This is a genomic window from Mesorhizobium sp. B3-1-6 (genome assembly GCF_006439555.1).
In the GTDB taxonomy this organism is placed as follows: domain Bacteria; phylum Pseudomonadota; class Alphaproteobacteria; order Rhizobiales; family Rhizobiaceae; genus Mesorhizobium.
This window is the reverse complement of record NZ_VFTM01000005.1, coordinates 97,503-116,654: the sequence shown is the minus strand read 5'-3', so window position 1 is coordinate 116,654 and position 19,152 is coordinate 97,503. Positions and strand designations below refer to the sequence as shown.

Below are 19,152 nucleotides of genomic sequence, written 5' to 3'. Positions count from 1 at the left end.
TCATGCCCCAAAGGCGGATTGCCGATCTGTGGGTAGCTGTTAACCTTAACAAATGGTTTCCGTTGCGGCGAACCGTTGCAAAGCCCAATCTCCGCTTGCTGGAGTAGGGAACGGTTAACCATGACCCCCCGAGCTCCGCCAGCGGGAAGCGTATGCGGCACGTGTTGAGCTCAGTTCTGGCCTTGCATTGGGCGGTGGTTTTCGCCCTGCTTGCCTATATCTGCATAGACGGCAGCCGCGGCATAGCGGCGGCGCTTGGCGTGCTTGGCCTCTCAGTCCAGGGCAACCGGTTTCCGCAGTTTGAAAATGCCGTCGTGGTCGCGCCGCTTTCGGTCGCGCTTTTGACCGTCGCGGTGCTGTTCTGCTGGACCTTCGTCGAAACGCTGCTGAACGCGGCGGCAAGGCCGGACGCGGGCGAGAGCGTGGCGCGGATCGCCTTCATCTCGGCGTCCTTCCTGCTCTCGGTGATCCTCATCGGCGGCGTGGCGCAAGGCGTCGACGGCCTGTTCATGATCGTCGCCATCCAGATGACGGCGCTGCTTGCTTCCTACGTCGCCGTGCTGGCCGAACGCCGCTCCACCTTCGCCGCAATGAATTTGCCGGAGGGCGATGTTCGTGCCGCCTCGCGCATGGCGATGGGCGCCGCGCACAGCTCGCTCCTTTCCCGCATATCCGGCCGTCCGGAACGCAAGCCAGGAGGCAGCCGCTGATGCGCACGCTGTTCGCACTCTGGGCCGCTCCGATGGCCATCTTCTGGGGATGGTTCTTCCTGTCGCTCAACGACATGAATTTCGGCTATGTGATGCTGAGCCGCCAGTTGCATGATTTCGTCTTCGAGCTCTATGGCCAGATGCTGGGCATCGATCCGGCCATTATCCCCGGCATGGTGGCGCGGACCTGCATTTTCGACTTTTTCCTGCTGATGGGGCTTTGGGCCTTCCGCCGCCGGCGCAACATCGCCGAATGGATCAGGCAGCGCCAGCAGCGCGATATCAGCTCCGATCGGCTCGGCCGAGCGACTGAAGCCGGTCCAACGCTCCCTGCAGAATAAAGGCGGCGGCCGCCGAATCGATCTTGCCGGCGCGCTTCTTGCGCGAGAAATCCATCTCGATCAGTGTGCGTTCAGCAGCGACCGTCGACAGCCGCTCGTCCCACAGCACGAAGGGCAGGTCCGACAGCGGCGCCATGTTGCGGACGAAGGCGCGCGATTTCTGGGCCCGCGGTCCTTCCGAGCCGTCCATGTTGACCGGCAGGCCGAGCACGACGGCGCCGACGTTGTCCTTCTCGAACTGAGCGAGCAACTGGGCGGCATCGAGCGAAAACTTCTTGCGCAGGATGACCGGGCGCGGATGGGCGAAGGACAGCCCGCGATCGGAAACCGCCACGCCGATCGTCTTGTCGCCGAGATCGAGCCCGGCGAGCGTCCTGCCGCCGGCAAGCCGTTCCGGCAGTTCCTCGATTGAAATAATGCCCAACGGCTTTTTCCTGACATCCGGGCGTCACACATTCTTTTGACGGTGAGAAGCGCCGCGCTACTTTCAATTTGCCGGGAGCGTTCTATCTTCCGGCAACGGAAAAATCGAGGAAGCATTCATGAAACTGACCTGGTACGGACATTCGGCATTCCGCGTCGAGACCAAGGACGCCACCATTCTCATCGACCCCTATCTGGTCGGCAACCCGTCCTGGACGGGCGGCTGGGAAGGGCCGGCTGAGGGCGTGACCCATGTGCTCCTGACCCACGGCCACAACGACCATGTCAGCGGCGCGGTCGAGGTGCTGAAGAAAAGCGGCGCCGTGCTGGTCGCCAATTTCGAGATCTGCATGTATCTCGTCGGCCAGGGCGTCGGCGGCGACAAGATCAATCCGGGCAATCTCGGCGGCACGGTCGATTGCGGGCCGTTCACCACCACTTTCGTCCAGGCGCTGCATTCGTCCTCCTTCGGCGGTGAGGGCGGCACGAACACCTATCTCGGCAATCCGGGCGGGCTCGTCCTGCACTTTCCCGAGGACAAGACGCTCTACCACATGGGCGACACCGACATCTTCTCCGACATGGGGCTAATCAACGAGCTGCACGAGCCGAAGATCGGCATCGTGCCGATCGGTGACCGCTTTACCATGGGCGGTGCGGTGGCGGCGCTTGCCTGCCGCCGCTTCTTCGGCTTCGACACAGTCGTTCCCTGCCATTTCGGCACTTTCTCGATGATCGATCAGACCGCCGACAAGTTCGTCACCGGCATGGAAGGGTCGGGCGTCAAGGTAGCGTTGCCGGAAATAGGCAAGGCAATCACGATCTAGGTTTCTCCGTCAGGAATCTAGAATAAAATCATGGTCTTTAGACAGACTCTCTGCGTTTTGATGCTGGTCGCGGCAACGCCGGCGCCGGCGGCCGACGATTCATCGAGGGCTGCAATCCGAGGAGCTCTGCGACAAGGCCAAGAACGAGACGCTGCAGACAGTGATCGGCGCCGGCAACATCGTGCTGATGGCTGAGGGATTGCAAGGGGTCGAGCACAATTGCGAGTTTCTCCAGGTCTGCAAGGCACAGCGCGCCGAGCTGGGCCGTGACCGCGATCTGCCGGGAACCCGACCATGTGTTTCCGGACGTGCTTTACGTACTTTCGGCCACCCCGGTAAACGCAAAACAGATCGGCCTTGTCTCGGTCCGGCCGGTCGACGATGGGGGCGACCGGTCCGGCAACGGCGGCAGCTACTATCATTGCGAAGGCGTGGCGCTGCCTCAGGAGCCGAGCGGGCGGCCGCGTGCCGACCGCTCCGGCATCATCCATGTTGCGCGCTGAGCGCGGCGCCGCTATAGCCCGCACTGGTTTTCCCGAGGCGAAAAGAACATGTCCGTTGATCTTCAGACCGTGAAGCGCGTCGCGCACCTTGCCCGGATCGCGGTGAGCGAGCAGGACGCCGAGCGCATGACCGGCGAATTGAACGCCATCCTCGGCTTCGTCGAGCAATTGAACGAGGTCGATGTCTCGGGCGTCGAGCCGATGACCTCGGTCACGCCGATGGAGATGAAGAAGCGCCAGGATGCCGTGACCGACGGCAACAAGGCCGCCGACATCGTCGCCAACGCGCCGGCGACGGAAGAGAACTTCTTCCTCGTTCCGAAGGTGGTGGAGTAGGCTGTGGCTGTCGAGATCGCCATCGAGACGCCTTTGCAGGACGACGTGCGTGCGCTGGTCGCCGAACTCAACGCCGCGCTGCTCGAGCTGACGCCGCCCGAGCATTGCTATCATCTCACCGTCGAGCAGATGGCGGACATGGATACGACGGTGTTCATCGCCCGCGACCACGGCCTTGCCGTCGGCTGCGGCGCGCTCAAGCGCCATGACGACGCCACCGGCGAGGTCAAGCGCATGTATACGCGGCCCTCGCACCGTGGCCGCAAGATCGGCGCCGAGATCGTCGGACGTGTCGAGGCGCTTGCCCGAAAGGAAGGACTGAAGCGCCTGGTTCTCGAAACCGGCGATCGGCACCCCGCTGCGTGGACCGTTTATGAGCGCGCCGGATTCTCGCGTTGCGGACCGGTGCTGGATTATCCCGACTCCGAATGGTCGGTGTTTTACGAAAAGAGCCTTGCCTGATGAGCGATCTCACACATCTCACCATTTCCGAGGCCCGCTCCAAGCTGCGCGGCAAGGAGATCACCGCGGCCGAGATCACCGAGGCCTATCTCGCGGCGATCGATCGCGCCAATCCCGTGCTCAACGCCTATGTGGCTGTCACCGCCGACAAGGCGCGCGACATGGCCAAGGCTTCCGATGCCAGGCTCGCCACGGGCGAGGGCGGCGCGCTGGAAGGCATTCCGCTCGGCATCAAGGACCTGTTCGCTACCCAAGGCATCCACACCCAGGCCTGCAGCCATGTGCTGGACGGCTTCAAGCCGCGCTACGAATCGACCGTGACCAGCAACCTGTGGGCCGACGGCGCGGTGATGCTCGGCAAGCTCAACATGGACGAGTTCGCCATGGGCTCGTCGAACGAGACCTCCTATTACGGCCCGGTGATCAATCCGTGGCGGCGTTCGCGCCTCGACACGGTCGTCATGCCGACGACGCATCAGGGCGACGGTGGCTTTGTTTCCGCCGGCGGCACGAAGACGGCGCGGACCTTGGACAATGCCCAGTTGGTGCCGGGCGGCTCGTCTGGCGGCTCGGCATCGTCCGTGGCCGCCTTCCTCTGCGCGGGCGCCACCGCCACCGACACCGGCGGCTCGATCCGCCAGCCAGCCGCCTTCACGGGCACGGTCGGCATCAAGCCGACTTACGGGCGCTGCTCGCGCTGGGGCGTCGTCGCCTTCGCTTCCTCGCTAGACCAGGCGGGGCCGATCGCGCGCGACGTGCGCGACGCCGCCATCCTGTTGAAGTCGATGGCTTCCGTCGATCCGAAGGACACGACCTCGGTCGACCGTCCGGTGCCGGACTATGAAGCGGCGGTCGGCAAGCCGGTCAGGGGCATGAAGGTCGGCATCCCGAAGGAGTACCGCGTCGACGGCATGCCGGAAGACATCGAGGCGCTCTGGCAGAAGGGCATCGCCTGGCTGAAGGACGCCGGCGCCGAGATCGTCGATATCTCCCTGCCGCACACCAAATATGCCTTGCCCGCCTACTATATCGTGGCACCCGCCGAGGCGTCGTCGAACCTCGCCCGCTATGACGGCGTGCGCTACGGCCTGCGCATGCCCGGCAAGGACATCGTCGACATGTATGAGAAGACGCGTGCCGCCGGCTTCGGTCGCGAGGTCAAGCGTCGCATCATGATCGGCACCTATGTGCTGTCGGCCGGCTATTACGACGCCTACTATCTGCAGGCGCAAAAAGTGCGCACGCTGATCAAGCGCGACTTCGAGAACGTCTTTGCCGCCGGCGTCGACGTCATCCTGACGCCTGCGACACCGTCGGCCGCCTTCGGCGTCGCCGACGAGGACATGGCTTCCGATCCGGTCAAGATGTACCTCAACGACATCTTCACCGTGACCGTGAACATGGCGGGTCTTCCCGGCATTTCGGTGCCGGCCGGCCTCGACGGCAAGGGCCTGCCGCTCGGCCTGCAGCTGATCGGTCGCCCGTTCGACGAGGAAACGCTGTTCCAGACGGCGCATGTGATCGAAAAGGCCGCGGGCAGATTCCAGCCGGAGAAATGGTGGTAGGATGTCGGCCCCGTCTCGCATATCCATTGTCGAGACGGCGGGCGAATTGATCATCGGGAACCCGCCGCGGCGTTCGGCCATAAGGACAGGCTTTGTCCTGCTCTCTGTCGGGATTGTCGCCGTCACCGCGTATTGGGGGTTCTTCGACAGGTCGCCGGCGACGATCGCGATTGGCCTCGTTGGTCTTTTTTCATTCCTGGCTGTCGTCGGGTTGTTCGCCTATTTCCTCGGCAAGGAATTGCTGTGGCTGGCTTGCGCCGGGGAAGAGCTGCGCGTCACCAAAACCACCGTGCTCCGCGAAACCAGGGGCAGCCCGCTTCCCGATCGCGCCTCCCTGACCTTCAGTGGGCCGCTCTCGGTCGAAATCCTGAACCATCCCTATCCGACCGACGAGGCCGGCCTGAAGGAAGTTGTCCGTTTGACCGGCGCAACAGGTTCAATCTCCTTTGGCCGGGAACTGAGCCGGCCCGAAGCTGAAGCGGTGGCGGAAGCCGTTAGGCGATTTACCGCCACCAACCATTCCTATGCGCGGTAGGTGCCAAGCGTGTTCTACTATCTTTCCAAGATTCTCTGGTTCTTCATCCAGCCGATCAATCTGGCCGTCTTCCTGCTGCTCGCCGGCCTGCTTGCGGCGCTGTTCGGGCGCCGGCGGCTGGCTGCAACCGGCAGCATGCTGGCTTTTCTGATCCTGATGCTTTCGGCCTGGACGTCGGTTGGCGCGATGATGTTGACCCCGCTCGAAGAACGCTTCCCCAAGCCGCCGCTACCGGAAAAGGTCGATGGCATCGTCGTGCTTGGCGGCGGCTTCGAGGGCGCCATCAACCTGGCGCGCGGCGGCTATGAGTTGAACAGCAGCGGCGACCGTATGGTCGAGACCGCGATCCTGGCGAGGCACTTTCCTCAAGCGAAGATCGTGGTGTCCGGCGGCAACGGTTCGCTTTTCCTCGACGGCGAGGGCGACGCCGACACGGCACCGCGGCTGCTCGGGGCGCTCGGCGTTTCGGCCGATCGCATGATCCTCGAGGACAAATCCCGCAACACTTACGAGAATGCCGTCTTCTCGCGGAATCTTGTCGAGCCGAAGCCGGGCGAGACCTGGCTGCTGGTCACCTCGGCTTTCCACATGCCGCGCGCCAAGGCGCTGTTCGACAAGGCGGGTTTTGCGACCATTCCGTGGCCGGTCGATTATCGCACCTCGGGCAGGGAAGGCGTCGGCTTCTACCGCGACAATCCGGTCGACTCGGTGCAGGCGACCACCATTGCGGTGCGCGAGTGGATCGGGCTTTTCGCCTACAGGCTGTCCGGCAGGATCGATCGGTTCTTCCCCGGGCCGGGCGGCTGACCGAGCACCGCCTGCCGCGCCGCGGAGAAGAACTGACGGCGCACCGGCATGGCAAACAGCACCAGCGTCGACACCACGAACACCACCGGATCGACGAACCAGCCGAGATAGCCGATCGAGAAGAAGACGGCGCGTAGGCCCGAGTTGAAGTGATGTCGCTGACGGAGCAAACAAGGTCGGCAGCCGCCGCGCCGCGGCATGCAAAACAGCGGAAACATCCCGGGAATTCCTATATGTAGGTTTCAAGCGACCCTCAGGAGACAACGCCCCCGTGTTCCTTTCGGTTTTCGACCTGTTCAAGATCGGCATCGGCCCGTCGAGCTCGCACACGATGGGCCCGATGACGGCCGCGCGGCGATTCCTCGACGAGATCCTGGCCGGCGACTGGCCGCGTCCGGCAGGCGTCAAGGTCGACCGCATCGGCGCCAGCCTGCATGGCTCGCTCGCCTATACCGGCATCGGCCACGGCTCGGATCGGGCCGTTGTCCTCGGCCTGGCAGGCCAGACGCCGCAGACGGTCGATCCGGACGAGGCGGATGGCATCGTCGCCCGCATCGGCGCGGAGAAGCGCATTTCGCCGCCCGGGCATCCGGCATACCGCTTCGATCCCGCCAAGGACCTCGTGCTCGACCGCAAGACGCCGCTGATCGGTCATGCCAACGGCATGGCTTTCTATGCCTATGACGCATCCGACCGGCTGCTGCTCAAGCGCATCTATTATTCGATCGGCGGCGGTTTCGTCGTTTCGGAGGAAGAGCTGCAGCGCATGAAGGCAAAGGGCTCGGTGACGACCGAGGGCAAGAACGTGCCGTACCCCTTCAAGAACGCCGTCGAAATGCTGGCGATGGCGGCCAAGAGCAGGCTTTCGATCGCCGAGATGAAGCGCGCCAACGAGGAAAAGCATATGTCGCGCGAGGAGCTCGACGAAGGCCTCGACGCGATCTGGGACGCAATGAAGGGCTGTATCGATCGCGGCTTGTCGCAGGACGGCATCATGCCGGGCGGGCTGAAGGTGCGCCGCCGGGCGCGGCAGCTGCACGACAAGCTGCAGGAACAGTGGCAGCAGAACCGGCCCAATCCCTTGCTCGCCAATGACTGGCTGTCGATCTATGCCATGGCGGTCAACGAGGAAAACGCCGCCGGCGGGCGCGTGGTAACCGCGCCGACCAATGGCGCCGCCGGCACGTTGCCGGCGGTGCTGCGCTACTGGCTGCATTTCCATCCCGAAGCCGACCAGCCGAGCATCCGCGACTTCCTGCTGACGGCGGCCGCCGTCGGCGGCATCATCAAGTCCAACGCCTCGATCTCGGGCGCCGAGGTCGGCTGCCAGGGCGAGGTCGGTTCGGCTTCGGCGATGGCCGCCGCCGGCCTGTGCGCCGTCATGGGCGGCACGCCGGAGCAGGTGGAGAACGCCGCCGAGATCGCGCTCGAGCATCATCTCGGCATGACTTGCGATCCCGTCGGCGGCCTGGTGCAGGTGCCCTGCATCGAACGCAACGCGCTGGGCGCGGTGAAGGCGGTGACGGCCGCTTCCTTGGCCATCAAGGGCGACGGCACGCATTTCGTGCCGCTCGACGCCGCGATCGAAACCATGCGCCAGACCGGCCTCGACATGAACGAGAAGTACAAGGAAACCAGCCTCGGCGGCTTGGCGGTCAACGTCGTCGAGTGCTGAGGTCTCATCGAGACTCCAGGCTGGCCCTGTGGAGAAGTCGCTCAAGGCGTTGACGCGTCGACCCTTGCGGCTAAATCTTGGGACATGTCACTTAATCTCCTAAAACTGTGCGTCGGCTGCGACAGCGTCGAGGACCTCGAAGAGTGGATTGCGTTCCGCCTCGACGAGCGGCGCCGTGCCGGCGAGCCGGCCGAGCACTGGCACACCACCCGCATGGTGCCGACGCGCGGCGGCGAGGTCACCGATGGCGGCTCGCTCTATTGGGTGATCAAGGGCAATGTGCAGTGCCGGCAGCTAATCACCGAGATCCGACCTTTCACCGACGGCCAGGGCATCGGCCGCTGCCATCTTATGCTCGATCCGAATGTGGTGCGCACCGACTGGCAGCCGCGCCGCGCCTTCCAGGGCTGGCGCTATCTGAAGCCCGCCGACGCGCCCGCCGATCTTGGCAAGGGCAGGGCGGCGCTCGCCGAAATGCCGCCCAAGCTGAGGCTCGAACTCGCCGAACTCGGTCTGCTCTAGCGCGATTTTGCGTACCGCCTCCGGCGCTGGCCCTTCGGCTCGCCCGATGTGGGACTTGCAAGCGCCGGACCTTGGTCCCATCCTGTTTCTATGCTCGGTCATCCGTATGGCGGTGCTAATCGATGGGCGTGATCCTTGCTTTGGCAGCGGTGCTCGTGGTGCTTTTCGGCGCCGCGATGCTCTTTGTGCGCGCGGATGCGGCAAGGATGGCCGACGGTCTGAGATCGCTTGGGCCGGCCTTCCTGGGGTTGGTTGGCGCGCCCATGCTGATCTTCGGCCGCAGCCTTATCGGCGGACTGCTTTTGCTCGCGGCGCTGGCCTGGGTCGGATGGATACGCACAAGGCGGCCTCCGGCGCGGGCGGCCGCCTCCAAGCATTCGACAGTGCGCACCGCCGCGCTCGAAATGGACCTCGACCATGACAGCGGCAGGCTCGAGGGGCTTGTCTTGGCCGGGCGTTATGAAGGCAAGATGCTGGGGGCCATGGGACTGACGGACCTGCGCCAACTTCATGGCGAGCTCAGTCCAGATCCGGAGAGCCGCCAGCTCCTAGAGACGTATCTTGACGGCCGTTTTCCCGTCTGGCGCAAGGACGCGCAGCCTCACGGTGGCGAAGGGCTGGGTGTTGCGCCAGGTGCGGGCGCCATGACTAAGGAGGAGGCCTACAAGGTCCTTGGTCTTGAAGCGGGGGCTGCCGCGGCGGATATCCGCAAGGCGCACCGCCGCCTGATGCAGCGCCTGAACGCCGATGTCGGCGGCACGTCTGTCCTGGCGGCGCGGATCAATGAAGCCAAGGACGTCTTGCTCTCCAATCACGATTAGTCTCCTTCGACGCCGGTACCTTCCGGGAGATTCAACAGCCGCCTATTGCTCGACGGCGTAGCACGAGATTTTCTTGCGCTTCAGGGCATCGCAGGCCTTCCAGGCGGCGCCCTTCGAGCCGAAGCCGCCGAAGCGGGCGCGGTAGTAGGTTGTGCCGTCCTTGTCGAATGCGACGGTGAAGCCCGATGCGTCGGCCAGGATCCTCGGCGCCTGCTTGGCGGTCTGATCGAGCAGCGCTTGGGCTCCCGTTTTCGTCGGCGAGGAGGCAACCTGAACCACCCAGCCGGACGGCACCGACGACGTCTTGACCGGATCGATCGCGGGCGCGGCCGGCGCGGGTTCGGCATAGGCGGTGACGACCTGGGGCGAAGTCTCTTGGGATTCAGGGGCAGGCGCCATGGCGGCGACGGCAACCGTCTTCACCTTCTTGACCTTGATGACGGGCTTCGTCTCCTCGGCGATCTGCTGGGCGTCGTCCTGGACGTCTTCGTCGGCTGAGGCAACGACAGTGTCATCCGTTGCCGGCTTGGCGTCCGGAGTGGGCGCGTCATGCTTGGGCAAGAAGACCTTGGCCAAGGTCTTGATCGTATTGTCGCCGCCTTTGGCGATGAGATCGCCACCGCCGCGCGTCGAAGCGCGCGGCAGATAGGTGTTGATCAGCGCGGCCATCTGGTTGTCGCGGCTGCGCCCGGAAGCGCCGCCCATCACCACCGCGACGAGGCGGCGATCGCCATCGGCCACGGAGGAGACGAGGTTGTAACCCGAGGCGCGGGTGTAGCCGGTCTTGATGCCGTCGACGCCCCTGATGCGGCCAAGCAGGCGGTTGTGGCCGTTGATGCGCTGGCGGCCATACAGGAACGAGCGCTGCGAGAAATAGCCGTAATATTGCGGGTAGTGCTCACGCAGCGCGATGCCAAGCATGGCCATGTCGTGCGCCGTGGTGAACTGGCCGGGATCGGGCAAGCCGTTAGCGTTGCGGAAAACGGTGCCGTTCATGCCGAGCTGGCGCGCCTTGGCCGTCATCATGCGGGCGAAATTGTCTTCGCTGCCGCCGAGCATTTCGCCAAGCGCGGTTGCCGAGTCATTCGCCGATTTCGTTACGATCGACAGAATAGCGGTCTCGACCGGAACCGAGCCGCCGGGCCGAACGCCGAGCTTGGTCGGTGCCTCGGCGGAGGCATGCGCGGAAAACGGAACCGGCGTGTTCTTGCTGATCCTGCCTTTCGCCAACGCCTCGAAAGTCAAATAGAGCGTCATCATCTTGGTGAGCGAAGCCGGATAGCGACGGCCATTGGCATCGGCCGAATAAAGCACCTTGCCGGTCTTGGCGTCGACGACGATGGCCGCGGACCTTGCCGCAAGAGCCGAAGCGACATCGGCGGCGACAATCGTCACCGCGAGCGCGGCAACCATGATTGCCTTGAAGGAGAGAGAAGATTTGGAGACGAAGCCCGACAACGCCTGACGCACCGTTACTTACCCTGAATTTTCGTTGCCCCGGAGGCGGCAAAGGGAGTGCCTGCCTCGCTTCCGGCCAAGCTATCGCGCCCAGCGTTACCAATCCGTTTATGGTAACCGCAGCGTTCACCATTTTTCGGCAAATCGAGCTTCTCTTTAATCGAATTTTACCGGCCGCCGGCGCTGGACCCCTGCTTACCCAAGGGATTCTTGACTTTTGTGCATCGCACAATATATTGAGGTGCATTGCACAAGGGCGCCCGGGGCCAAAAAGGGCGTTTCAACCAAAGGGAAGCATGAAATGACCCAGACCTATGAGGACTTCACGAAATACGGCAAGGAATTTGCCGACACCGGGCTGAAGAGCTTTGCCTCGCTCAGCAAGGGCGCGCAGGCGATCGCCACCGAAGCCGGCGAATACACCAAGAAGAGCTTCGAAGCCGGCAGCGCCGCCTTCGAGAAGCTGTTCGCGGCCAAGTCGATCGAGAAGGCCGTCGAGATCCAGACCGATTACGCCAAGCAGAGCTATGAGAGCTTCGTGGCCGAGGCCAGCAAGATCGGCAATCTCTATGCCGAACTCGCCAAGGAAGCTTACAAGCCCTTCGAATCGGTGGTCGCCAAGGCGAAGTAATTTCGCCCAATCACACCCGACAAGGCCAGCCGGCCAGTCGGAAAGGCCCGGTCGCGGAAACGCGGCCGGGTTTTTTCATGCGCGAGCGCAACTCGATGCACATTAACCGCATTCACGATTGAGAAATTCGGCGAGGTTTGCCCACCTAGCCATATTGTCAGCTAAACAGAAGGGCTTAAAATCGTTCATCGAGAACCTACATGTTGAACTCGCATGAGGATTCGAAAAGGCTGGACTACGTGACGATCGGTTTGACTGCCACGGCAGGCGTGGTGCGAATGCAAAGTGACGGAGACCGCAACGATCCCGGTCGCGGCACCGCTGTCATCACGCGCACCAAAACCAAGACCAAGAAGCCCAGTCTCTACCGGGTCCTCATTCTGAACGACGACTACACGCCGATGGAGTTCGTCGTTCACGTCCTGGAGCGGTTTTTCCAAAAGGACCGCGAGGCCGCCACACGCATCATGCTTCATGTTCACAATCATGGAGTGGGCGAGTGCGGTGTCTACACATTCGAGGTGGCCGAGACCAAAGTGTCCCAGGTCATGGATTTCGCCCGACAGAATCAGCATCCGCTGCAATGCGTGATGGAGAAGAAGTGAGGTAACATGCCGGCTTTCTCCCAAGGCCTGGAAAAGGCGCTACATCAGGCGCTGACATTCGCCAACGAGCGGCATCATGAGTATGCGACGCTCGAACATTTGCTGCTCGCCCTGATCGACGACACCGAGGCGGCCGCCGTCATGCGTGCCTGCAACGTTGATCTCGACGAGCTCAAGCATACGGTTCTCACCTATATCGACACCGAGCTCGACAACCTCGTCACCGGTTACGACGAGGATTCGAAGCCGACGGCAGGTTTCCAGCGCGTCATCCAGCGCGCTGTGATCCATGTGCAGTCGTCCGGCCGCGAGGAAGTGTCCGGCGCCAACGTGCTCGTCGCCATCTTCGCCGAGCGCGAGAGCCACGCCGCCTATTTCCTGCAGGAACAGCAGATGACCCGCTACGACGCGGTCAATTACATCTCGCATGGCATTGCCAAGCGCCCGGGCGCTTCGGAGTCGCGCACGCCGCGCGGCGCCGAGGACGAGCAGGGCGGCCAGAATGGCGCCGAGCCGCAGGAAGAGGGCGGCAAGAAGAAGCAGCAGGACGCGCTGACGGCCTACTGCGTCAATCTCAACAACAAGGCGCGGGCCGGCAAGATCGACCCGCTGATCGGCCGCGACAGCGAGATCAACCGCACCATCCAGGTGCTGTGCCGCCGTTCCAAGAACAACCCGCTCTATGTCGGCGACCCCGGCGTCGGCAAGACGGCGATCGCCGAAGGCCTCGCCAAGCGCATCGTCGAAGGCGACGTGCCTGAAGTGCTGCAGGACGCCACCATTTTCGCGCTCGACATGGGCACGCTCTTGGCCGGCACCCGCTATCGCGGCGACTTCGAGGAGCGGCTGAAGCAGGTCGTCAAGGAGCTCGAGGATTATCCGGGCGCTGTGCTGTTCATCGACGAGATCCACACGGTGATCGGGGCGGGCGCCACTTCGGGCGGCGCCATGGATGCATCGAACCTTCTGAAGCCGGCGCTGTCGTCCGGCGCCATCCGCTGCATCGGCTCGACCACCTACAAGGAGTTCCGCCAGTTCTTCGAGAAGGACCGCGCGCTGGTGCGGCGCTTCCAGAAGATCGACGTCAACGAGCCGACCATCGAGGACGCCATCGAGATCATGAAGGGCCTGAAACCCTATTTCGAGGAGTTCCACAAGGTCCGCTACACGAGCGAAGCCATCAAGGCCTCGGTCGAGCTGTCGGCGCGCTACATCAACGACCGCAAGCTGCCGGACAAGGCGATCGACGTGATCGACGAGACCGGCGCCTCGCAGATGCTGGTGCCGGAAGCCAAGCGCAAGAAGACGATCGGCATCAGGGAGATCGAGGCGACGATCGCCACCATGGCGCGCATCCCGCCGAAGACCGTCTCGGCCGATGACGAGAAGGTGCTGCAGGGCCTCGATATCGAGCTGAAGCGCGTCGTCTACGGCCAGGATACGGCCATCACCGCGCTGACCTCGGCGATCAAGCTGGCGCGCGCCGGCCTGCGCGAACCGGAGAAGCCAATCGGCTCCTATCTGTTCTCAGGGCCAACCGGCGTCGGCAAGACGGAAGTGGCCAAGCAGCTTGCCGCCTCGCTTGGCGTCGAGCTGATCCGCTTCGACATGTCGGAATATATGGAACGCCACACCGTCTCGCGGCTGATCGGCGCGCCTCCCGGCTATGTCGGCTTCGACCAGGGCGGCTTGCTGACCGACGGCGTCGACCAGCATCCGCACTGCGTGCTGCTGCTTGACGAGGTCGAGAAGGCGCATCCGGACCTGTTCAACATCCTGCTGCAGGTGATGGACCACGGCAAGCTGACCGACCACAACGGCAAGCAGATCGACTTCCGCAATGTGATCCTGATCATGACCACCAATGCGGGCGCGTCGGATGCGCAGCGCGCGGCGATCGGCTTCGGCTCGACCAAGCGCGAAGGCGACGACGTCGAAGCGATCAACCGGCTGTTCACGCCGGAGTTCCGCAACCGTCTGGACGCTATCATCCCGTTCGGCTCGTTGCCGGTGCCGGTCATCCATCAGGTGGTGCAGAAGTTCGTCATGCAGCTCGAGGCGCAGCTGTCCGAGCGTGGCGTTACCTTCGACCTGTCGCCGGACGCGATCGCCTGGCTGGCCGACAAGGGTTACGACGAGCGCATGGGCGCGCGTCCGCTCGGCCGCGTCATCCAGGAGCACATCAAGAAGCCCCTGGCCGACGAGGTGCTGTTCGGCAAGCTCAAGAAGGGCGGCACGGTGCGCGTCACCGTCGAGAAGAAGGAAACCGGCGAGTCCGGCCTGAAGCTCGAATCACTCGCCGACGAGTCGCCGGTGCAGCCGAAGAAGGAAGAGCCGGAAGACGCGCCGAAGCCGAAAAAGGCGGTCGCCAAGAAGCCTGCGCCCAAGAAGGCGGTGGCGCAGAAGCAGGAGCCGAAAGGCAAGGACGGCAACAAGCGCAGCCTTGTGCCGCAACTGCCGCGCAAGGGCTGACAAGCCCTCGCTTGAAATACAAAGGCCCCGGAAACGGGGCCTTTTTCGTTGAAAGGAGCACCGCTTGGAAGCCGGACAGATCATCATCCTCAACGGCGCGCCGCGCTCGGGAAAATCGAGCATCGCCGCGGCGATCCAGGAGACATTCGAGGGTGTGTGGATCAATCTCGGCGTCGACGCCTGCGCCCAAGCCACGCCGCCGCGGCTGCGCCCGGGTATCGGCCTGCGTCCCGGTGGCGAACGCCCCGACATCGAGGCTTTCGTGCCGCTGCTTTACGCCGCGCTTTACGTTTCGATCGCCGCTCACAGCCGGCTGGGACTCAATGTCGTCGTCGATATCGGTCATCACGACGCCTATTCCAGATCGCTGAACATCCTTCCCCATTGTGCGCGACGCCTGGCCGGCCTGCCGGTGCTGCTCGTCGGCGTCCGCTGCCCGATCGACGAGGTGTTGCGAAGGCGCGCAGCAGGTGGGGCCGGTACACCATATGTCATTGGAACGGACGACGATCCCATGCCGCTGCCCGTCCGCCGCTGGCAGGAAGAGGTGCACAAGCCCGGCCTCTACGACCTGGAAGTCGATACGTCGTTGCTCAGCCCGCGGGCATGCGCGGGGTCGATCCGCGAGAGGCTCATCGCGGGACCAGCGCCAATGGCTTTCCACACATTGGCGAATTTGCCGACCGCCTGAGCGCCGGTCCGTTCAGCTTCCCAGCGCTGCCCGGATCTTGCCGGCGTTCTCGGCCAGCACCTCCGGCTTCTCCATCTGGCCCGAATGCGGCTTCAACGGTACGCCCTCGAAGCGCGGAACGACATGGACATGGAGATGATAGACGGTCTGCCCGGAGGCCGGTTCGTTGAACTGCATCAAGGTGACGCCGTCGGCGTTGAAGGCCTTTTTCACCGCGACCGCAACTTTCTGCGCCACGCCGAATAATGGGCCGAGCGTTGCCGGATCGGCGTCGAGCATGTTGCGCGACGGCGCCTTGGGCACCACCAGCGTGTGGCCCATGCCTTGCGGCATCACATCCATGAAGGCGACGACCGCGTCGTCCTCGTAGACGCGGTGCGAGGGAATCTCGCCGCGCAGGATTTTCGCGAAGATGTTGCCGGGATCATAGGCTTCGGCCATGGGGTGACACTCCCAATTGCATTCGCCGTCCGGTGTAGCGAAGCCGCCGATGGGCGGCAAGGCGCTCAGGCGAGATCGACCATGCCCGCTTCGACAAGAGCCCGGTGGAAGCGCTTCTTGCGCACGGACTCGCTTGCGAAATAGCGAGCGGCACAGTCAGCCAGAAGGGCCGTCCTGGTCGCGAATACCGGATCGAGCGGCAGACGCGCGGCGGACATGGTCAATGTCGACAGGAATGCCGCGTCGAGCATGGCAGGAGCGGCCAGATCGGCGGGCAAAGCGCTGTTGATCGCCTCGATCGCGTAGAAGGTCTTGTGCAAGGCTCTGTCGGAAGGCGGCAGGCCGGTGAGGGCGGCTGTGAATGACGGCTGGTGATCGCCATAACGCACGACGATGGCTGGCCGGCCATTCAGCGCGGTTTCGAGTTGTCCGCGAAACGCGGCATAGGCCTCGACGCTTTCTGCCAGCCGCACGGCATATTCGCCGTAATTCTCATTGCCGCTCAGCGCGACGGCTTCACGGCGGATATCGGCCTGAAGCTCGGGCGGAAAGATGCGGCGACGGTGATCGCCGTGGTTCATCAGCGTCATTATCGAGAGGAAACAGGGCCTCTCGCTTCCCAAGCGGTCCGCAATCCGGTTCAGAGCATGGCTGTAAAGCTGTTCGTCATGGCGCTCGCGACGCCAGCGCTCCAGATCGAAGGGCGGCGGCAAGGTCGCGGCATAGGCGACCTCCTCGAACCCGATCGATTTATAGAAGCGATCGCAATTGACGAAGTTGGGACGATCGCAGCTCACATGCGACACATGGTACCCCATGCCTGAAAGCACCGAGGGCAATGAGTGGCGCACCCGCCCAGCCAGCAGATGAAAGACGAAGCGGCTGTCGTTGCCGAAGGAAAGCGAGGACAGGCCGGTCAGCACCGAGAATTCGGTCTGCAGCGTGCTGCCGCCGAAAACATCGACATGCAAAGCCCCAGACAGACCGTTTGCGGGCGAGAAGAATTGCTCGAAAGCACGGTTGATCGGCACGCCATGGTGCCTCGGATCAAATGTCGATTCGTGCAGGACCATGAAGATGTGCGGTCGAGCCTCGCCGTTATCCCGCTTAGCCGGCACAGGCGGCAGAAACGGCAGCGGATCGTGAGCGATGTCAACGAAGCCCGGCCGTTGCGAAGGTCCCGCGCCGAGCCACGACGCCACGAAGGCGGAGAGATGCGCGCGATCCCTGGTGAGCAGGTCGAAGCGGAAACGAGGCGCTCCGCCGCTCAACCGATAGACTGCCACGTAGATCAGCACGGCTAGGGCGAAAATCGCGAGGCGCAGCGAGAGCGACGTCGCCTGTTCCACCAGAGTTATGTCGACAAGCATGGCGACCGCAGCGATCGCCGCTCCGGCGAAGAGAGCCGGGATCGCCATTCGGGCATTGTCGACAAAGACGCTGCGCCAACTGCTCGCGGCCAGATGGTAGAGATCTCCGGCCAGAAGATTGAAGCCGAGATAGCGGTATTTCAGCTTCGAGGCGATGCCGATGATGGCCGTCAGCATGAGCGTCATCCAGAGCGCGACGATCGCGCCTGGAAAAACCAGGTGCAGGAAAGCAAAGAGAAGGAAGAAGGTGGAAAAGCCGAGAGGCCAGGTTCCCGGCTTGCCTTCGAGCCGGACGGTCAACAGCAGCGCGGCCGCAAGCCCCGCCACACCGAGCCATTGCCCGACGCCCCAAGATGCCCAAAACAGCATGCCAACCCCAAGGTGCTCGCGCACCAATGCCCCTGGCGATGACTTAGCGGATTCCACCAATCCGGTAAACAGCAGGCGTTGAGCCGGCTTCGTTGCTTGGCCAATATTATAGGCAGCTGTCGACGGCAGGCTCTGCTATTGCTTGAGAACCGACATTTGTCGTCTGATGCGGCAATCTAGGACGGAGCAATCATGAAGTGGATCGTCGCCGGTTGGCTGCTGTTCATCGTGTCGGCGCTGTTTTTCATCGCCGCGGCATGGCGCGCGGGCGATTTGCTGGCGCTTGCCGGCGCGGTGCTGTTCCTGGTCGCCTGCTTTTCGTTCCTGGTTCCGATCGCCGCCCGAAAGCCGCACTGACCGCTAGACCTTATTCTGCGAGGTCCTTGCGGAAGGGCGTGTGCTCTTCGAGATACTCGCCCATGCGCTCGACTTCGCGCCGCTCCCGCCTAAGATAGTCGGCGACGGCATTGCGCAGACCGGGATGCGAAATGTAGTGCGCCGAATGCATGGTCACGGGCCGGTAGCCGCGCGCCAGCTTGTGTTCGCCCTGCGCGCCGGCCTCCACCACCTTGAGCTTGCGCTCGATGGCGAAGTCGATTGCCTGATGATAGCAGACCTCGAAATGCAGGAAGGGGTGGTCCTCGATGCAGCCCCAGTTGCGCCCATAAAGCGCGTCGGAACCGATGAAGTTGATGGCGCCGGCAATGTAGCGGCCGTTGCGCTTGGCCATCACCAGAAGAATGTCATCGGCCATGCGCTCGCCGATCAGGGAGAAGAACTGCCGGTTGAGATAGGGCCGGCCCCATTTCCTGCCGCCGGTATCCGTGTAGAAGGCGAAGAAATCGTCCCAGGCGCTTTCGGTGATGTCCTTGCCGGTCAACCAATCGATCGAGATGCCGTCGGCAAGCGCCTCACGACGCTCCTTCTTCATCGCCTTGCGCTTGCGCGAGGCAAGCGTGGCGAGGAAGTCATCATAGTTCGAAAAGCCTTCGTTGAAGAAATGGAACTGCTGGTCGGTGCGATGCAGGAAGCCCGCCGCTTCCAGCGTCGCGACATCAGGCTCGTTGGCGAAGGTGACATGCGCGGAAGAGACGCCGAGCTTGTCGGTCACGAGTTTCAGGCCTTCCGCCAGTCCGGCTCTCACGGCACCTTCATTCTCGCCTTTGCCGACCAGAAGGCGAGGGCCGGTGACCGGCGTGAACGGCACCGAGCATTGCAGTTTGGGATAGTAGCGGCCACCGGCGCGCTCGAAGGCGTCCGACCAGCCATGGTCGAAGACATATTCGCCCTGGCTGTGCGATTTGAGATAACAGGGGACGGCGCCGAGAAGCCTGCCTTGCGCCGTTTCCAACCGCAGGTGATGGCCCTGCCAGCCGGTGCGCCGGACGGCGCATCCAGAATCTTCCAATGCGCTTAGAAAAGCGAATGAAACCAGCGGGTTGTAGCCGTTTTCTTTGTCGCCGCGCGTGGTTCCGGCAAAGCCGTCCCACTCCACGCAGGTGAAGGCGCCGATACCCGCCGCGACGCGGATCGCGTAATCCGCGTTCGCTGCCCGTCCATCGTCGTCGTCGCCCTGATCCATGGGGCT

Annotated in this window: 22 protein-coding genes and 1 pseudogene; 17 read left to right on the top strand and 6 right to left on the bottom strand. The window is 63.4% G+C overall.

Going from position 1 to position 19,152, the window contains the following annotated elements:
* The first annotated feature begins 152 nt into the window (after nt 1–152).
* Nucleotides 153–710 carry a hypothetical protein gene (locus FJ414_RS07060; protein WP_140642775.1) on the top strand — a complete coding sequence of 186 codons (558 nt, stop codon included), beginning with the start codon at nt 153–155 and terminating at the stop codon, nt 708–710.
* The gene (locus FJ414_RS07055; protein WP_140642773.1) at nt 710–1,051 is read left to right on the top strand and encodes a DUF6105 family protein; all 342 of its coding nucleotides are present in this window, start codon (nt 710–712) and stop codon (nt 1,049–1,051) included. The genes FJ414_RS07060 and FJ414_RS07055 overlap by 1 nt, the downstream gene beginning before the upstream one ends.
* Here the strand turns inward: FJ414_RS07055 and ruvX are convergent.
* Nucleotides 993–1,475, bottom strand: a complete 483-nt coding sequence (gene ruvX, locus FJ414_RS07050) for a Holliday junction resolvase RuvX (protein WP_140642770.1) — start codon at nt 1,473–1,475, stop codon at nt 993–995. The two genes, FJ414_RS07055 and ruvX, sit on opposite strands and share 59 nt — an antisense overlap.
* A 118-nt stretch (nt 1,476–1,593) precedes the next feature.
* Here ruvX and FJ414_RS07045 point away from each other — a divergent pair, with 118 nt between their 5' ends.
* The 7 genes from FJ414_RS07045 to FJ414_RS07015 all read left to right on the top strand — a co-directional run bounded on the left by FJ414_RS07045 (nt 1,594) and on the right by FJ414_RS07015 (nt 6,509).
* On the top strand, nt 1,594–2,301 hold the full coding sequence (locus FJ414_RS07045; protein WP_140642768.1) for a metal-dependent hydrolase: 708 nt from the start codon (nt 1,594–1,596) through the stop codon (nt 2,299–2,301).
* 266 nt (nt 2,302–2,567) lie between these two features.
* A complete protein-coding gene (locus FJ414_RS31725) occupies nt 2,568–2,804 on the top strand; it encodes a hypothetical protein (RefSeq protein ID WP_246672317.1) in 237 nt (78 codons plus the stop codon).
* 48 nt (nt 2,805–2,852) lie between these two features.
* Complete coding sequence (gene gatC, locus FJ414_RS07035; protein ID WP_140642765.1) at nt 2,853–3,140, top strand: Asp-tRNA(Asn)/Glu-tRNA(Gln) amidotransferase subunit GatC; 288 nt, start codon at nt 2,853–2,855, stop codon at nt 3,138–3,140.
* A gap of 3 nt (nt 3,141–3,143) precedes the next feature.
* A complete protein-coding gene (locus tag FJ414_RS07030; RefSeq protein ID WP_140642763.1) occupies nt 3,144–3,602 on the top strand; it encodes a GNAT family N-acetyltransferase in 459 nt (152 codons plus the stop codon).
* Complete coding sequence (locus FJ414_RS07025; RefSeq protein ID WP_140642761.1) at nt 3,602–5,167, top strand: amidase family protein; 1,566 nt, start codon at nt 3,602–3,604, stop codon at nt 5,165–5,167. The genes FJ414_RS07030 and FJ414_RS07025 overlap by 1 nt, the downstream gene beginning before the upstream one ends.
* Nucleotides 5,168–5,213: 46 nt before the next feature.
* Complete coding sequence (locus tag FJ414_RS07020) at nt 5,214–5,702, top strand: hypothetical protein (protein WP_246672316.1); 489 nt, start codon at nt 5,214–5,216, stop codon at nt 5,700–5,702.
* A gap of 9 nt (nt 5,703–5,711) precedes the next feature.
* Nucleotides 5,712–6,509, top strand: coding sequence for a YdcF family protein (locus tag FJ414_RS07015; protein ID WP_140642754.1), 798 nt, complete (start codon nt 5,712–5,714; stop codon nt 6,507–6,509).
* Here FJ414_RS07015 and FJ414_RS07010 read toward each other — a convergent pair.
* A pseudogene (locus tag FJ414_RS07010) lies at nt 6,458–6,661 on the bottom strand (DUF599 family protein); the annotation flags it as partial. The gene FJ414_RS07015 and the pseudogene FJ414_RS07010 overlap by 52 nt on opposite strands.
* A 119-nt stretch (nt 6,662–6,780) precedes the next feature.
* On the opposite strand from FJ414_RS07010, the gene FJ414_RS07005 reads away from it, so the two are divergent.
* The 3 genes from FJ414_RS07005 to FJ414_RS06995 all read left to right on the top strand — a co-directional run bounded on the left by FJ414_RS07005 (nt 6,781) and on the right by FJ414_RS06995 (nt 9,527).
* Nucleotides 6,781–8,184: an L-serine ammonia-lyase gene (locus FJ414_RS07005; RefSeq protein ID WP_140642752.1), complete on the top strand. Its 1,404-nt coding sequence runs from the start codon at nt 6,781–6,783 to the stop codon at nt 8,182–8,184.
* Nucleotides 8,185–8,268: 84 nt separating this feature from the next.
* Complete coding sequence (locus FJ414_RS07000) at nt 8,269–8,706, top strand: DUF1489 family protein (RefSeq protein ID WP_140642750.1); 438 nt, start codon at nt 8,269–8,271, stop codon at nt 8,704–8,706.
* A 122-nt stretch (nt 8,707–8,828) separates the two neighbouring features.
* Nucleotides 8,829–9,527, top strand: coding sequence for a molecular chaperone DnaJ (locus FJ414_RS06995; protein ID WP_140642748.1), 699 nt, complete (start codon nt 8,829–8,831; stop codon nt 9,525–9,527).
* 42 nt (nt 9,528–9,569) lie between these two features.
* Here FJ414_RS06995 and FJ414_RS06990 read toward each other — a convergent pair whose 3' ends face one another.
* A complete protein-coding gene (locus FJ414_RS06990) occupies nt 9,570–10,997 on the bottom strand; it encodes a D-alanyl-D-alanine carboxypeptidase (protein ID WP_140642746.1) in 1,428 nt (475 codons plus the stop codon).
* 289 nt (nt 10,998–11,286) lie between these two features.
* On the opposite strand from FJ414_RS06990, the gene FJ414_RS06985 reads away from it, so the two are divergent.
* The 4 genes from FJ414_RS06985 to FJ414_RS06970 all read left to right on the top strand — a co-directional run bounded on the left by FJ414_RS06985 (nt 11,287) and on the right by FJ414_RS06970 (nt 15,384).
* On the top strand, nt 11,287–11,616 hold the full coding sequence (locus FJ414_RS06985; RefSeq protein ID WP_140642744.1) for a phasin family protein: 330 nt from the start codon (nt 11,287–11,289) through the stop codon (nt 11,614–11,616).
* 278 nt (nt 11,617–11,894) lie between these two features.
* Entirely contained in the window at nt 11,895–12,221 is a 327-nt protein-coding gene (gene clpS / locus FJ414_RS06980; RefSeq protein ID WP_040972327.1) for an ATP-dependent Clp protease adapter ClpS, read from the top strand.
* Between the two features lie 6 nt (nt 12,222–12,227).
* Nucleotides 12,228–14,693, top strand: a complete 2,466-nt coding sequence (gene clpA, locus FJ414_RS06975; protein ID WP_140642742.1) for an ATP-dependent Clp protease ATP-binding subunit ClpA — start codon at nt 12,228–12,230, stop codon at nt 14,691–14,693.
* 64 nt (nt 14,694–14,757) lie between these two features.
* Nucleotides 14,758–15,384: a chloramphenicol phosphotransferase gene (locus tag FJ414_RS06970; protein WP_140642740.1), complete on the top strand. Its 627-nt coding sequence runs from the start codon at nt 14,758–14,760 to the stop codon at nt 15,382–15,384.
* A gap of 12 nt (nt 15,385–15,396) precedes the next feature.
* Here FJ414_RS06970 and FJ414_RS06965 read toward each other — a convergent pair whose 3' ends face one another.
* The gene (locus FJ414_RS06965; protein ID WP_140642737.1) at nt 15,397–15,825 is read right to left on the bottom strand and encodes an HIT family protein; all 429 of its coding nucleotides are present in this window, start codon (nt 15,823–15,825) and stop codon (nt 15,397–15,399) included.
* Nucleotides 15,826–15,890: 65 nt separating this feature from the next.
* A complete protein-coding gene (locus tag FJ414_RS06960; RefSeq protein WP_140642735.1) occupies nt 15,891–17,564 on the bottom strand; it encodes a sulfatase-like hydrolase/transferase in 1,674 nt (557 codons plus the stop codon).
* A 192-nt stretch (nt 17,565–17,756) separates the two neighbouring features.
* On the opposite strand from FJ414_RS06960, the gene FJ414_RS06955 reads away from it, so the two are divergent.
* A complete protein-coding gene (locus FJ414_RS06955) occupies nt 17,757–17,921 on the top strand; it encodes a cytochrome oxidase subunit III (RefSeq protein WP_140642732.1) in 165 nt (54 codons plus the stop codon).
* Nucleotides 17,922–17,931: 10 nt separating this feature from the next.
* On the opposite strand, the gene FJ414_RS06950 is transcribed toward FJ414_RS06955, so the two are convergent.
* The gene (locus FJ414_RS06950; RefSeq protein ID WP_140642728.1) at nt 17,932–19,146 is read right to left on the bottom strand and encodes a GNAT family N-acetyltransferase; all 1,215 of its coding nucleotides are present in this window, start codon (nt 19,144–19,146) and stop codon (nt 17,932–17,934) included.
* Between the last annotated feature and the right edge of the window lie 6 nt (nt 19,147–19,152).

Coding starts and splice junctions, on each gene's coding strand:
- clpA (WP_140642742.1), top strand. CDS start 12,228: ATGCCGGCTTTCTCCCAAGGCCTGGAAAAGGCGCTACATCAGGCGCTG.
- FJ414_RS07045 (WP_140642768.1), top strand. CDS start 1,594: ATGAAACTGACCTGGTACGGACATTCGGCATTCCGCGTCGAGACCAAG.
- FJ414_RS07055 (WP_140642773.1), top strand. CDS start 710: ATGCGCACGCTGTTCGCACTCTGGGCCGCTCCGATGGCCATCTTCTGG.
- FJ414_RS06960 (WP_140642735.1), bottom strand. CDS start 17,564: ATGCTGTTTTGGGCATCTTGGGGCGTCGGGCAATGGCTCGGTGTGGCG.
- gatC (WP_140642765.1), top strand. CDS start 2,853: ATGTCCGTTGATCTTCAGACCGTGAAGCGCGTCGCGCACCTTGCCCGG.
- FJ414_RS06965 (WP_140642737.1), bottom strand. CDS start 15,825: ATGGCCGAAGCCTATGATCCCGGCAACATCTTCGCGAAAATCCTGCGC.
- FJ414_RS07025 (WP_140642761.1), top strand. CDS start 3,602: ATGAGCGATCTCACACATCTCACCATTTCCGAGGCCCGCTCCAAGCTG.
- FJ414_RS06950 (WP_140642728.1), bottom strand. CDS start 19,146: ATGGATCAGGGCGACGACGACGATGGACGGGCAGCGAACGCGGATTAC.
- clpS (WP_040972327.1), top strand. CDS start 11,895: ATGCAAAGTGACGGAGACCGCAACGATCCCGGTCGCGGCACCGCTGTC.
- FJ414_RS06995 (WP_140642748.1), top strand. CDS start 8,829: ATGGGCGTGATCCTTGCTTTGGCAGCGGTGCTCGTGGTGCTTTTCGGC.
- FJ414_RS07000 (WP_140642750.1), top strand. CDS start 8,269: ATGTCACTTAATCTCCTAAAACTGTGCGTCGGCTGCGACAGCGTCGAG.
- FJ414_RS07060 (WP_140642775.1), top strand. CDS start 153: ATGCGGCACGTGTTGAGCTCAGTTCTGGCCTTGCATTGGGCGGTGGTT.
- FJ414_RS06955 (WP_140642732.1), top strand. CDS start 17,757: ATGAAGTGGATCGTCGCCGGTTGGCTGCTGTTCATCGTGTCGGCGCTG.
- FJ414_RS06985 (WP_140642744.1), top strand. CDS start 11,287: ATGACCCAGACCTATGAGGACTTCACGAAATACGGCAAGGAATTTGCC.